The sequence below is a fragment of the Pseudoalteromonas sp. MEBiC 03607 genome, assembly GCF_004792295.1.
Lineage (GTDB): Bacteria > Pseudomonadota > Gammaproteobacteria > Enterobacterales > Alteromonadaceae > Pseudoalteromonas > Pseudoalteromonas lipolytica_C.
Genome location: NZ_SRRY01000002.1, coordinates 393791 through 407594 on the forward strand (window position 1 = coordinate 393791; position 13804 = coordinate 407594).

Genomic DNA, 13804 nt, shown 5'->3' on the forward strand with positions numbered 1-13804 from the left:
ATATAAGAACACATCTTACTATAAGATAGCACTAGTGTAACCTCAGCTTTACGCTAGTTAAAAACACTTTTTATCACTAAGTTGAAATAATAAAAATACATGCTAAGCACCAATATATAAGAACACATCATACTTAATTAAAGTTCAATGTAAGGTCAACATATAAGTGAAATAAATATTTAAAACAACAGGTGATAAGGTTAAACTTAGGGAATCTATATGTAAGATGTGTTCCTATGAGTACTAAACTTGAAATTCGCAGTCAGTTTGATTTAGTTAATGAGTTAACCCACCTATTTTGTGATGAATTAAAACAGCTTGATTTTCATAAAGCGTCATATTATCAATTACCTGATATTGATATAAACGATGAGAAAAAAGTCCCTTCGGCAATACCTGTCATAAAAGTTGAAGGTGCTGATGCACAAAAACAAATCATTAATTCGTTTGGTGATTTTTATAAAAAGACGGGCTTAAGTAGTCGAGTACTTAAAAGGCATCCTGGCTTATTAGTGCTTAAAGATGTTGATAAACAAAATATTACCGCCAGAATCAATCAAATAAACAAAGCCAAAGCTGATTTTAAAAATTGTGTGTTGGCTATCGATAATAACGATGCACGCTTTGAAGCTGTTCATAATGCTGTGCCAAACTTAATTACTTTAGCTGCCTATCGTAAAATTCACTATGAAACAGAGTCACCCTACTCTGTTCGTTTTACTTGGATGCACAAACATGCAACTAAAACACTAACGAAAAAAATGGCACTCGCTATGTTAGAAAAGTCTGCAAGTTATTCAAATCCAAGAATGATCGATCAACATTCTTGGCAAGCACTTGTTGCACAAGAACAAAGTCGTGTTGCAAGTTTAGGTGATAAAGAGAAATTACGAATTCGTAGACCAACAAGGGTAAGCCCACAAGTTAATGTGAGATACACTGCTCAGAACAGATATCATGTTAGCGCTGCTTTACCATTTATATTGATAAACCCTGAACCAGTTGTAAAACTTGGTACGTTATCTGATTATCAAAAACCACAAAGCCATCCTCGTAAAAGAGAATATGATTTCTTAGTTGATAGACTTTACTTAGAACAAGTAACAGATTGATTATGTTAAAAAGGCCACTTACGTGGCCTTTTGTTTGTAGTTAGTAGTATTAAAAAAATTAGTCTTCTACTATTTCTTCAATTTTATCTTCATCAATTAAAACTGCATTCTCAACAATGCGTTTGCCACCTTGTATTTCGATTCGTTTATTATGCTTATTTAGTGTAAGAATCTCGTCACAAAATTGGTCAGACGGATGCATCTCGTAAGTGTAATCAATAATATTACCTGTTTTATCATCTTTAACGTTGGTAATGTTATATTCTGAAATTGCACCTTTTTCGATCAAATCTTTCATTGTTGTCGTCATATCACGACGCAATGCTTTCAATTTGTTTTCTGTTATTTCATCTGTCGAATAGATTGAGCCGTACTTTTCCATAATTGATAAAAGTCGAAAATGGTAGGTTTTACCCGGTGCAGCATAACGCCATAAATGATACAAACGCAGCATCATCCAACGTGATAAACCACGCTTTAATTCTTGTGCACTATTAAAGTAATAACCTTTATATTCAAGATTATCGATCATGTTATGTACGAACGCATTTAAACATGCAACACATTTTACGTTACCACCTTGACCTTTCTTGCCACTAAAGTGCAGTGACGATAAAAAGTTCATATTCGATTCGTAAAATGAATCATCAATATCAGAATTGCGGGTGTCGGTTGCTGAGTATCTAAATGAAAGTTTAGAACCTTGTAATGCTTCTAAAGATTCTTTAATTTGAGGATATGGCATCGACTGGCCAACAGCTTTCAGCTCTTGCGCCAATTCATTCATTGAAAAAACAACCGCGTATTGAATACCCGATTTAAAATTAATTTTTACAATTTTACCTTTAGAAGCTAAACGGATCAGAGCTCGCTCGACTTTTTCTTCTCGGTCAGATGGCCAAACAAGATATTCTACATCTTCACCATCTTTACGAGTGCTTACTACCGCAGGTGTAATTTTTATTTCGCCATCATAAAGAATGCCGTCTACTTTTTCAGAGATTCTGCGTGTGACGATTGTTTTCTTTGGTGCTTCTTCAACCGGAAGCTTTTTATGACCGGAACGGACAAAACGTCCCCATAAATCATAATGATTAAATGTATTTGAGTAAGCTCTCAAACCATGAGCAGCATTTTCAATTGAAACGCGCACATCTTTGTTGTCTGTAAATAGTGCTAGACTTTCATTATCTATTGCACTTTCCACCCCGTGGATCTGCCCGCGTAATGTATCGGGTAAGTTATCTACCGAGATGTTGACCTTTCGGCTCATTGTTCTTATTTCCAATTTTTCTTCGACAGTTAATAACAACACATAAAACTTAAAAAGTTAAATGTTTAAGTTAGTAAAAACTTGATCCGATCTCAATTAATTTCTTAGGATCAGATTTATACTAACTCTCTCGTAATTGCTAATTTTCAGATCAGATTTTTACTAAGTTATAGTTCATAGGTGGCGATTTTACTAACTCAGTTCAATTTATGTCCGGTGAATCTACTTTTTAAGGCTTATTTACACGACATAAATCTCTATTTTTTAAATCGCATGTGGATAAACCAAGTTTAAGTTAGCATAGATCTGATCTGTACCAACTATAGATCAGATCCGTACTAACTAAATGCTTAATTTTACCTGGGTACCAGTGTATAACTTTCTAATTTAGTTAGTAAAATTTTGATCTACACAGACATAATTGTGAGTAATTTGGTGATTAAGCTGTGCATAACTAAAAAGCCCATTTTTTACTTAGTAATAAGCTGATCTGTGAGTAATAAGAGATCTGATCTTAACCAAGTAAAACTATGATCTGCTATTTTATAAAATATTCAATCAAATCAGCTAGATATTACACTATTTTAGCATCTTAACCTTATATACCTATATATTTAACCGATATTAAACTTACTTATTTATACTTAGCATAAGTAAAGTTACAATTTTTTATTAAATGTCTTATTAATAAAAGGCATGTCGTCTTAAATACTTGTTTACAGCAATTTGAATGGACATTATACTTAAAGCATAACTTTGAGGAAGAAAGTATGTCTATCAATAATAATGCGCTAGCCACTTATAGGTTACTAAAAGCGACAGCAGAAGTTGCTGAAAAATCGCTAGAAGGACGTATTCAACATTACCGTGCCCATCTTAAGTCTGAAGAAAAAGAACTTCGCACTTACACTCAAAAAGCCGCTGCTGATCTACTAGGTTGTAATAATCGCACCCTTAAAAGACGCCATGACAATGGTGACTTTGATGAATTAAATATCAAACGTGGCGCAAATGGTCACTATGCTTATACGTTAGTCAATATTTTTGCTATGGCAGATATCATGGATATCAAGCCAGATCACCGAACTCTAGATGATAAATTACAAGTTATTGTTATTAATTCACTAAAAGGTGGATGTGGTAAAACAACTAGTATGGTTAATATAGCCGCAGCTCTGGCTACCACCAATATTAAACGTTATCGCATTGGTATCATTGACCTTGACCCACAAGGTTCATCTTCAAGCTTTTTCCCACCAAGTGAACCTGATCCAATCACTGTAGGTGACTTAATGCGTGATTGTATTGAACTTGAAGATAATGAAACCTGGGATGAATTAGTTACAAGCGCATTTCTACCTACTCATATTCCTAATATCCGTATCTTACCTTCAGGTATGGATGACTTTTATTTTGAGCATGAAACAGCCACTTTACTAAAAGACAGCTCAAGCTACGATAAAACACGTCATTACCACAAGTTATTAGAGAAAGTTATTGAGCCAGTAAAAGATCAATTTGATATCATTCTAATTGACACCGCTCCTTCTCTTAACTTTATGTTTTATAATGCATTAATGGCTTCTACATCAATGCTTATTCCTGTTCATCCAGAAGCAGTAGACTTTGATGCCAACAATAAATATTTAAAACGATTAGGTGAGATATACCATACAGTTGCAGCCCTTGGTCACGAGGGATGGGATTTTATGCAGTTCTTAGTTACTAACTATGTGAAAGGCAATCACTCACAGCGTGATATCGTAAAAGATGTACGTAGTGCCTTCGGTCGTCAAGTAATGAGTTACCCTATAAATCATAGTTCTGCTATAACAGCCAGCTCATCATCATTTAATACCATTTTTGATCAAAAGACTTCTGACAGCTTAGCAAGTCGCGAGTCACTATTACGTGCTCAAGAAAATATCAAAGATGTGGTTGATGAACTTGAAATGTTGATCAGATCTAACTGGCAATCAACTCAATCAACACTAAATACAGCTAAGTAAGGTTAATAATAAAGATGGCTAAAAAACGTAAAAATGATACCAGCTTAGATCCTTTTTCAACCTCTATTGAAAGTAGCAGTTTAGATGCATTGCTTGAAAAAGCATCTGCCGGTGATGTTATCAGTATGCCTGCTCCTAGTGATCCTACCCGTCAAATTACGTTGGTATGTAAAGTGATCCCTAGCTCTGAAATTGAAGCTAAAACAAAGGTATATGGTAAAAACCGCCGAGTACAATCACTTCTAAACGAAAAGTCAGTTGCCGATATTCTACCTGCAATTGCTGAAGACGGTCGTAACCAGCACCCTGCCCTATGTTGGGATAAAGGTGACGAAATGCTTGTATTAGCAGGCTCACGTCGTCGTAAAGCCTGTATTTTAAGTAATTCTGATTACTTAGTATTAAGCTCTGCAGACTTTACAGATCAAGATGCAAAAATTCTTGCCGTTTCTTCAGATCAATACATTGCCCCGAGTTTATGGGAGCTTGGTCAAGCATATCAACAGACCCGTGATGAGCTTATTGCTGAAGGTAAAAAAGGCTCTTATCGTGAAATTGCTGCTATTGAAGGCGTATCTCACACTGCAATTGCTGATGCAATCAAAGCTTATGAGAATCTTCCAGCAACGGTTTTAAGCCTTTACCCTACTGCAAATCACGTAGGTCGTGAGGTCGCTAAAAAGCTCATAGCAGCTAAAGAGCGAGACGAGCAAGCGTTTACTCAGCTTGTTGACGAAATCAGTTCTGATGCTGAGCTTGTGGCTATTAGCAGTGATGACAAACGCGCTTTAGCTATCACTAAACGTTTAACGGCAGAGCCAGTATCGGCCAGTCGCCGTGAAGCAATACTTGATAGTGAATTTGTTGTTGTACAGCGCAACATTAAAAGTGGTGATCTATCTGTGAAAATAGATAATAAAGTTATGACTGACAAACGCTTAGAGCAATTAACAAAGCTATTAAATAGCTTTAATTAGTTAGTAAAATAACGATCTATCACGCTTTTTATGTTAGTAAAAGCGTGATCTGTTCTCCTGTTTAGTTAGTAAAATAATGATCTCATTTGGCAATAATCATAAGATCCTACCCTCTCAGATCACTATTTTACTAACTTATAACCCCTTTACAGCTCTTTTTTGGTTTTCCTTACGTATCTTAGTAAAAAAGTGATCTGTAAAGCCCCTTCGTTGTTTATAAGTTGTTCATAACTTGTGCGATTGCTGTTTGTTAAATCAGCTTTTTATGTTTTAAGTCGATTTGCTGTTTTATAAAACACTTTTTTACCAACTTATCAGCTCCAACCAGTCCAAAATGGCTTATTAGTGCTTTAGCTCATCGCCGATAGATCATATACTGGCAGAATTATTTTTTGTTTTTACTGCCAAAAACTTTATGTCTGCTAACTTATCCAAAAATGACTTATTAGCTATCTTTGAGGAAATCAAACAAGAGCAAGAAACCCAGTTTCCTCTTTCTGAACGATTCATCAAACAGCTATTTAAGCCGCATGTGTTAAGTAAAGCTAAAGAGTATCATCAGAACGGTCAAATCAACTGGTTAGAACACAATAGTGATTTTAGTGTTATAGATGCATCTATGTTTGGTAATGAAGGGAATACATTTACCCAGCATATTGAGATCAGTAAATTACCAACTGGTTTTTCGGTTGATTCACACTGTACATGTGGTTCAAAAACAAAATGCCGCCACATCGCTGCAGTTTTACTTAAGTTAAAAATTGAACATTCAGGCAATTATGGCGAAGATTATATTATTAATGATTGGTTTAGTGAGCTTAAAACATTAAAGCAAGCATCGAATGATACAGCCAAACAAGTTCTACTTTTTGTTTTAGATGTTGAAAAATCGGTTGTAACATTAACGCCTAAAATAGCTAATTTCGATCCCGATCATAACTATACCCTTGGCCGCAACCTTACTGAACAACAATTAAATAGCTTTGTTACACCAACAGATTTACTAGAGTCTGACTTTCGACTTTATAGTTGGATCCGCTCGCAAAATGCCCTTGGTAAGTTAGAGCTTAAAGGTCAATGGGGGTTTGCGGCCCTGCAACAACTTATTGCCACACAGCGTTTATTTTTAGGTCGTTCTCGCCAAGCTATTAAAGCAGATACCATGCAAGCTCTAGAGTTTGATTGGAAACAAAATAAAGATCTAACCTCATTGAGTATGACACTCGCAGGTCAAGATAATTGGTTATTATTAAAAACAACACCGCCTACTTACCTTGACCCTGATAAGCTAAAAGTCGGTCGCATCAGAACACCTTTAACTGCTGATGAAATTGCCTTACTAGCAAATATGCCTGCAATACATAGTGAAAACTTTGATCGAGTCTATCAGCAGCTCAGTGATAATTTTGGTGAAGGGGTAATCCCTCATGCGTACAAAGAGAATAAAATTTGTAATGCGCGTAGTGTTTTTCCTGTCATTAGCTTAAATAATGATGAAGGAACTATTCGGTTATCACTTAAGTTTAATTACCAACGTTCTTTGTATGATTTAAGCCAAGCTCCTGCAGAGATTATTAATCAATCATTCGAGAATACCGTTGTAAATGAATTAATCAACCTTGGTTTTGAGCTTTGTAAAGGGGCTTTACAAACTGATTTTATATTTAATAAACAATCAGTTATACATGAGCACTGGTTAAAGTTTGAAATTATTCCAAACTTGTCAAAACGCTGTTGGAAAATTAACGACGATCTAAATGTAGGTAAAGCTTTAAAGCAACTTTCACTTCAAGTACAGCGCGGCAAAGGTCACCAAATAGTTAGTAAAATAGTGATCTCTGGTGTTAAGACGCAGCAGCTTTTCACTACTGATGATAAAAACTTTCAATCGCTTAACAGGCAAAGTGAGCAGTTCTTCTATTTTAATGTAGGCAAGCGTTTCGCTGTTATTAATAAAGCTGCCATAGCGCAACTAAATGAATACCGTGAACGTTTTGAACACATAAAAACACGTGATGAAATTTTAATGCCGCTGTCATTTTTACCACAATTAATAGAGCAGACAGCCATTAAAGTGAATATTGTTGATGATACGCTTGATGCCTATTTAGCGGAATTAAGTCATTCGCAACAGTTAATTAAAAAGTCCGATATTCAAGGATTAAACAAGGGAGTGCAGTTAAGAGAATATCAGCAACACGGTGTTGATTGGCTCAACTTTTTAAAACGACACCAACTAGGTGGGATTTTAGCTGATGACATGGGGCTAGGGAAAACCCTTCAAGTTATTGCCTTTTTGGCAAACGCAAAGCAATTACCTCAGGCAGGGCCAACTTTAATTATTTGCCCTACCAGTTTGGTTGGAAACTGGCAAAGTGAAATTAATAAGTTTGCCAGCCACCTTAAAATTACTACCGTGTTTGGTGCTGCTCGCAGCGAGCAATTGCAGCAGTTATCACAGGCTGATTGTATTTTAACGACCTACCCTTTACTTAAACGTGATATCGCTTTTTATTCACCGCTGTATTTTGAAAATATTATTCTTGATGAAGCGCAATACATTAAAAATGATGCTGCGCAGGTTTCGCGCTTAGTTAAACGACTTAATGCTGACTTTAAGTTATGTTTAAGTGGCACACCTATCGAAAACAACCTCTTTGAGCTTAAGTCGTTACTTGATTTTGCTATGCCTTCTTTACTTGGCTCACAAGCTCATTACAAAGATTATTTCCAGACGCCGATTGAGCGTGATAACGATGTACAGCGTGCTGATGAATTGAAGTCTTTGATCATGCCATTCATCTTACGCCGCACTAAAGCACAGGTTACTCAAGAGCTACCAGAAAAAACTGAGCTAATTAAAGAGTTTGAGTTTGAGGCAAAACAAAAAGAACTCTATACAGGAATTACAGAATCTCTTGAGCAAAAGCTTGTCGATTTATTTGCTCAGCAAGGTGTGCAAAAGAGTAAACTTGCGTTTTTAGATGCGTTATTAAAGTTACGCCAGATTTGTTGTCATCCAAAACTGATTGATCCAAGCTCTCAAGCTGGCAGCGCCAAGCTTGATTGGTTGTCTAAGCATTTACCAATTATGCTCAGTGAAGGTCGTAAGGTGATTATATTTAGTCAATTTACCATGGCGCTTGATGTCATTGCTGAACGATTAAATGAATTGGGTATCAGTTTTAGTATGCTCACAGGTCAAACGCGCCATCGCGATAAAGTAATTGCTGAGTTTACTCAGGGAGATACCTCTGTATTCTTAATTAGTTTAAAGGCCGGAGGAACCGGTTTGAACTTAACTCAGGCCGATACAGTGATTCACTTTGATCCTTGGTGGAACCCTGCCGTAGAAAAACAAGCAACAGATAGAGCCTATCGAATTGGCCAAACTAACCCTGTGTTTGTTTATAAATTAATTATGGCCAACTCAATTGAACAAAAAGTATTTAAAATGCAGCAGCATAAGCAAGCACTTGTTGATGCATTATTCACTGAAAAATCAATGAGTTTCACTCAGTTTGATGAAGATCAAATGCTTGCTCTGATAAAAAATTAAATTTTTTGAAAGTTTTTTTGAACTAATCAAATTTTAGGGCGTCTATTATTATGCTTGTTGTTAAATTGCAGTTTACATAAGCATTATGTTGATTTCCCATTTGGTTACTAAATTTTAGTAATGTTAGAGCCAGCTCACCTTGAGCTGGCTTTTTTTATGCTTGCTCCCCTACTCTGCCGAGTACTAATTCGTTATGATGATGTGTCTTCAAGTTATTGAGTTTTCGTTATGATTACAGAGCTAATTGCACAGATTAATTGGCAAAGTGTGGTACTTGGTGGTGCTGTAGGTGCAGTTGCAAGTGGTGTTATTTTTGCCTTGCAAAAAAGTCGCTTAAAAAATCAGTTAACCGAGCTGCAAAATAGCTATCAAATTCAGCAAAGCAATCTAGAGCAAAAGCAGCTGCAACTGCAAGAAAGCCAACTTTCGCTTTCACAGTTACAGCAAGATTACGCTGAACAGCGTGATGAATCGCAACATTTTAAAACCCGTTTTGTAGAACAAGAAAAACAAGCGCAACAATACAACCAATTTTGGCGTAGAGTTGAAGCCGAACTCACTGAGACTAAAGCGGCTCTTAATCAGCGAGATGTTGAATTAAGTACCTTACGCAGCACGATAGAGCAAAAAGAGCTGCACTTTAAAGAGCAGCTTAGTCATATCAAAGAGAGCAAAGAGCAACTCAAAAAAGAGTTTGAAAACCTCGCTAACCAAATCCTTGAAGAGAAGTCTCAGCGTTTTAAAACTCTAAACCAAGAAAGCATCGAACAACTATTAAAACCGGTTCAAGGTGAGCTAAAAGGCTTTCGCGATAAGATGGAATTGATCCACGTTGAAGATCTTAAACAACGTGCTGCGCTAAAAACAGAGTTATTGCATTTACAGGCTAAAAGCCAAGCTATTACTGAGCAAGCAGATAGGCTGAGTACAGCACTACAAGGACAAAAGAAAACCCAAGGTAATTGGGGAGAGTTAATGCTTGAAAATGTACTCGACAGCGCCGGACTGCGTGCTGGGGTAGACTATCAACGTGAAGTGTCGTTTAACACTGAAGATGGTCGTCTACGCCCAGATGTTGTGGTGTATTTACCCCAGCAACGCCATTTAGTTATTGATGCTAAAACCTCTTTAAACGCGTATACACGCTATGTAAACGCCGATACCGAGCTTGAAGCACAGCAAGCGATTAAAGAGCATGTAGCGGCGGTGCAATCACGTATTAACGAGTTAGCAAGCAAAGCCTACGATAGGCTACCCGGTATTAACTCACCTGAAGTGGTGATCATGTTTGTACCGATAGAGTCGGCTTTTGTTGAAGCACTTAAATACCAAAGTGATATATATCAGCAGGCTATCGAAAAAAATATCTTAGTTGCAACACCAACAACGTTATTAACCAGTTTGAACATCGTAAAACAACTGTGGCGTTTTGAAGAGCAAACTAAATACTCAAAAGAGCTAGCCGCCCGAGCAGAGCGTTTTTACAACAAGCTCAATGGTTTTCTAACCAGTATGGAAGGGGTTGGTAAGCAATTAGACCGCGCCAAAGAAAGCTACGATAAAGCGTTTTCTCAGCTGTACCGTGGTAAAGGAAACTTAATTAAGCAAGCCTCTGAGTTCAAAGAATTAGGGGTTTCTGTTCAAAAAGAATTACCCGCGGAAAGTGTTGAAAAAGCCCAATTAGAGTTAGATTAAATAGGATACAAAAAAGCCAACATGATGTTGGCTTTTTTGTATCCCAATTCGCTTAATTAAGCGGATTGGTATTAGTTAATTAGTTCTGCTGAAACAATATCGTTGAGCATTAAAAAGTGGTTAAGAACAGACTCCTCAAGTTCGAATACTTGCGCTACTTTTTCGCCACTTGCTGACATCCCCGTTTGCGCACCTGCAAACTCTATATGTAACCCTAAACGTTTTAGAGTTTGGGCATCGTAACTATACATAGCTGAATCACGTTTCTCGGTAATACCTGGCATCATCCCTATGATAGTAACGGCTTGTTCAACATTGATGATATCGAAAAATTGTCGCTCTGCGGTTTGCCATTTTGCAATATAGCTAGCAACTTCAGGAGGCTGTTCCATAGGCACGTATAGTGGCTGTAATGAGCCGCCATGCCAGCCTATAACGGCTTGCTCTTCAACAAGCACATGTGGACTAGCGGTAAGTACATAATTAGCGCAAGACGATGCACAAAGCTCGCGTACCACAACATTGAGTTGATACTCATGCACTAAGCCACCTAAATGTAGGCCGGCCATAACGTCGCCGCCTTCACTATTGATCACTAAGGTATCTATTTGGTTACGGCTACTAACTAATAGTTTTTCAAACTCTTCGACACTTTTTTTGGAAGTTTCGCCTTTGTAGTAAATTGTGCCCGGCGATATCTCACTGATTTCATTCACTGCATGCTCTGTTGTTTTACAGCCAACAAGCAATACTGTCAGTAATAATAATAAACGCATTAACAATGCCTTAAAGTTTTGTTTCTATACCGCGCTCAGTTTAATAATATGTTATTAACGGACTGCGAAAATCGCATAGTACGATTTTTTGCTTGAGAAATAAATCCAGTTATTAGGAACAATTGTATGAATATTGGAATTTACATTTATGATGATGCTGAAGTACTCGATTTCTCAGGCCCATTTGAGGTGTTTAGTACTGCCAGGCGTCTAGCGGATAATGACTGGCAAGTGAGTTTAATTGCTGAAAATGATAGGCCTGTACTTGCCCGCGGTGGTTATAGTGTAAACCCCCATTACAGCTTTGCTGACTGCCCTTTGCTTGATCTACTTGTTGTGGTTGGAGGTGATCATACACGAGAGCTAGAAAAAGCAGAGGTTCTTGCTTGGTTAAAAAACACAGCCACTAACACCAAGCGTGTTGCGAGTGTTTGTACAGGGGCGTTTTTGCTTGCTAAAACGGGGCTTTTAAGTGGTAAAAATGTCACGACACATTGGCAAGATCAACCTGAGCTGGCTGCTATGTTTTCTGATCTAAACGTGATTGCAGATACTCGTTGGGTCACTGATGGTAAGTTTACCAGCTCAGGTGGTATTTCTGCTGGCATTGATATGAGCTTGGCTTTAGTCGCTGAGTTTATTAGCTACGAACACGCCTTGTTGACTGCTAAACAGATGGAGTATCAATGGCAGAATTTATAATTTTTCAGCAATGTAGTCGGTTATAAACTGTTTTAAACAGGCAGCCTTTTTACTCAGTAAACGTGCGCTTGGCCAAATCGCATAAATATCGCGGTTTTCGCCTCGCCAGTGTGGCAATACTTGAACTAGTTGCTGAGATTTTAATTCATCTATTACCTCAAACCGAGGTAACAAAGCGATACCTTGCTCATCACAAACTAAGTATTTTACAAATCCAGTGTCGTTAAAAGTGCTCGCAAATCGGCACATATGGTTATAAGTTGCATTCGTTTGTGTATTGGTCAACTGCCATTTACTTCTTAGTGTGGTGCCAATTAACCTATGCTGTTTTAAATCAGCTGGCTCTTCTAAGGCAGGTGCCGAATCAAGGTATGCTTTAGTGCTTACAAATAAAGTATCAACACTGCCTAACTTTTTTTGATGAAGCATAGAATCGGCCTGTGGCCCTACTCTTATCGCTATATCAGCTTGGCTTTTACTCAGATCCTCAAGTTGATTATTAAGTAGCAGCTCAAGTTGAATATCGGGGTACTGTTTAGTAAATGCGAGCCACATTGGTTTTAAGAAACCATGACTAATATTCAGAGGTGCTAAAACTTTAAGCTTTCCTGACAATTGTGCTTTTTGCTCATTAAGCTGGCGATGGGTTTGTTCAAATTGCTCAATTAATTCAACATAACTTTGAAAATACACCTCCCCTGCTTGCGTTAACGTGCATTGCCTTGCTGAGCGGTTTAATAGCTGCTCCCCTAGGCGTTGCTCAAGTCGTTGTAAGCGTCTTGATACTGTCGCGGTAGGTAGCGACAAACTTTCAGCTGCGCTACTCAGGCCACCTTGTTTAACAATCTGTATGAATAGAGCGATATCGTCAATCATGTTCTCATTTATGCAATCATAGTTTGTTTATCTTGCTATTTTTATCACTTTTGTAATTAGTTATCATGTTTTTATTGAAACATTTTAGGAGCAACTAATGGACGCAACGCATTGGCATCAACGTTGGGAAAATAACGAAATAGGTTTTCACGAGGGAGACGTTAATCGTTATCTAGATCAGTATTTTACTAACTTAAATTTACAGCAAGGCGATACTGTTTTTGTGCCACTGTGCGGAAAAACTCACGACATTCATTATTTGCTAGCGCAAGGTATGCGTGTTGTAGGGGCTGAGCTTAGTGAAATTGCCATTAAGCAGTTATTTGATGAGTTAAAGCTTGAACCCGAAATTAGCCAACATGGCGAACTATTACGTTACCAAGGTGCAAATCTAACCGTTTGGGTAGGTGATATTTTTGCGCTTACCGCGAATGAACTTGGCACTATCAACGCGGTTTATGACCGTGCCGCTTTAGTTGCGCTGCCAAAGCCGATGCGTATTCGATATACCCAACATTTACTAGAGTTGACCAATAGGGCAAAGCAGTTAGTGGTGGTATTTGAGTATCAGCAAAGTGAGTTTTCGGGCCCGCCGTTTAGTGTGGTAGCCGATGAGCTACATCAGCACTACGATGCTTTTTATCAACTAACATTACTGTGTAAAGAGCCTCTCGAAGGTGGCTTAAGAGGGCAAGTCCCTGCCATGAACGTAGCTTGGAGTCTAAGTTAGTGCTTACAAACTAATGATGTGTAAATTCACACCCTAATTGTGCGTTTTTGTGGCTGGTTATTGTATCTCTGTGCGTGCACTATAGTGATAAGCGT

10 protein-coding genes are annotated in these 13804 nt (G+C 37.7%); 7 read left to right on the forward strand and 3 right to left on the reverse strand.

Annotation, left to right across the window (positions count from 1 at the left end; genetic code table 11):
* The first annotated feature begins 236 nt into the window (after window positions 1-236).
* Complete coding sequence (locus tag E5N72_RS18765; RefSeq protein ID WP_135926630.1) at window positions 237-1112, forward strand: DNA replication terminus site-binding protein; 876 nt, start codon at window positions 237-239, stop codon at window positions 1110-1112.
* A 58-nt stretch (window positions 1113-1170) separates the two neighbouring features.
* Here the strand turns inward: E5N72_RS18765 and E5N72_RS18770 are convergent, their stop codons facing one another.
* Entirely contained in the window at window positions 1171-2385 is a 1215-nt protein-coding gene (locus tag E5N72_RS18770; protein WP_063703764.1) for a hypothetical protein, read from the reverse strand.
* A 770-nt stretch (window positions 2386-3155) separates the two neighbouring features.
* On the opposite strand from E5N72_RS18770, the gene E5N72_RS18775 reads away from it, so the two are divergent.
* The 4 genes from E5N72_RS18775 (at window position 3156) to rmuC (ending at window position 10625) form a co-directional block, all read left to right on the forward strand.
* Entirely contained in the window at window positions 3156-4394 is a 1239-nt protein-coding gene (locus E5N72_RS18775; protein ID WP_135926631.1) for an AAA family ATPase, read from the forward strand.
* Between the two features lie 14 nt (window positions 4395-4408).
* Window positions 4409-5371, forward strand: a complete 963-nt coding sequence (locus E5N72_RS18780) for a transcriptional regulator (protein ID WP_135926632.1) — start codon at window positions 4409-4411, stop codon at window positions 5369-5371.
* 415 nt (window positions 5372-5786) lie between these two features.
* Window positions 5787-8930, forward strand: a complete 3144-nt coding sequence (locus E5N72_RS18785) for a DEAD/DEAH box helicase (RefSeq protein ID WP_135926633.1) — start codon at window positions 5787-5789, stop codon at window positions 8928-8930.
* A gap of 228 nt (window positions 8931-9158) precedes the next feature.
* Entirely contained in the window at window positions 9159-10625 is a 1467-nt protein-coding gene (rmuC, locus tag E5N72_RS18790) for a DNA recombination protein RmuC (RefSeq protein WP_135926634.1), read from the forward strand.
* A gap of 71 nt (window positions 10626-10696) precedes the next feature.
* Here the strand turns inward: rmuC and E5N72_RS18795 are convergent, their stop codons facing one another.
* On the reverse strand, window positions 10697-11401 hold the full coding sequence (locus tag E5N72_RS18795; protein ID WP_135926635.1) for a hypothetical protein: 705 nt from the start codon (window positions 11399-11401) through the stop codon (window positions 10697-10699).
* Window positions 11402-11527: 126 nt separating this feature from the next.
* On the opposite strand from E5N72_RS18795, the gene E5N72_RS18800 reads away from it, so the two are divergent.
* On the forward strand, window positions 11528-12103 hold the full coding sequence (locus E5N72_RS18800; protein WP_135926636.1) for a DJ-1/PfpI family protein: 576 nt from the start codon (window positions 11528-11530) through the stop codon (window positions 12101-12103).
* Here the strand turns inward: E5N72_RS18800 and E5N72_RS18805 are convergent.
* Window positions 12098-12979, reverse strand: a complete 882-nt coding sequence (locus tag E5N72_RS18805) for a LysR family transcriptional regulator (RefSeq protein ID WP_135926637.1) — start codon at window positions 12977-12979, stop codon at window positions 12098-12100. The two genes, E5N72_RS18800 and E5N72_RS18805, sit on opposite strands and share 6 nt — an antisense overlap.
* Before the next feature lie 97 nt (window positions 12980-13076).
* On the opposite strand from E5N72_RS18805, the gene tmpT reads away from it, so the two are divergent.
* Window positions 13077-13709 carry a thiopurine S-methyltransferase gene (gene tmpT / locus E5N72_RS18810; protein WP_135926638.1) on the forward strand — a complete coding sequence of 211 codons (633 nt, stop codon included), beginning with the start codon at window positions 13077-13079 and terminating at the stop codon, window positions 13707-13709.
* Window positions 13710-13804 lie beyond the last annotated feature (95 nt).

What these genes read in the sequence shown, in the direction of transcription:
- E5N72_RS18765 (WP_135926630.1), top strand. Translation starts at nt 237, where the DNA reads ATGAGTACTAAACTTGAAATTCGCAGTCAGTTTGATTTAGTTAATGAG.
- E5N72_RS18770 (WP_063703764.1), bottom strand. Translation starts at nt 2,385, where the DNA reads ATGAGCCGAAAGGTCAACATCTCGGTAGATAACTTACCCGATACATTA.
- E5N72_RS18775 (WP_135926631.1), top strand. Translation starts at nt 3,156, where the DNA reads ATGTCTATCAATAATAATGCGCTAGCCACTTATAGGTTACTAAAAGCG.
- E5N72_RS18780 (WP_135926632.1), top strand. Translation starts at nt 4,409, where the DNA reads ATGGCTAAAAAACGTAAAAATGATACCAGCTTAGATCCTTTTTCAACC.
- E5N72_RS18785 (WP_135926633.1), top strand. Translation starts at nt 5,787, where the DNA reads ATGTCTGCTAACTTATCCAAAAATGACTTATTAGCTATCTTTGAGGAA.
- rmuC (WP_135926634.1), top strand. Translation starts at nt 9,159, where the DNA reads ATGATTACAGAGCTAATTGCACAGATTAATTGGCAAAGTGTGGTACTT.
- E5N72_RS18795 (WP_135926635.1), bottom strand. Translation starts at nt 11,401, where the DNA reads ATGCGTTTATTATTATTACTGACAGTATTGCTTGTTGGCTGTAAAACA.
- E5N72_RS18800 (WP_135926636.1), top strand. Translation starts at nt 11,528, where the DNA reads ATGAATATTGGAATTTACATTTATGATGATGCTGAAGTACTCGATTTC.
- E5N72_RS18805 (WP_135926637.1), bottom strand. Translation starts at nt 12,979, where the DNA reads ATGATTGACGATATCGCTCTATTCATACAGATTGTTAAACAAGGTGGC.
- tmpT (WP_135926638.1), top strand. Translation starts at nt 13,077, where the DNA reads ATGGACGCAACGCATTGGCATCAACGTTGGGAAAATAACGAAATAGGT.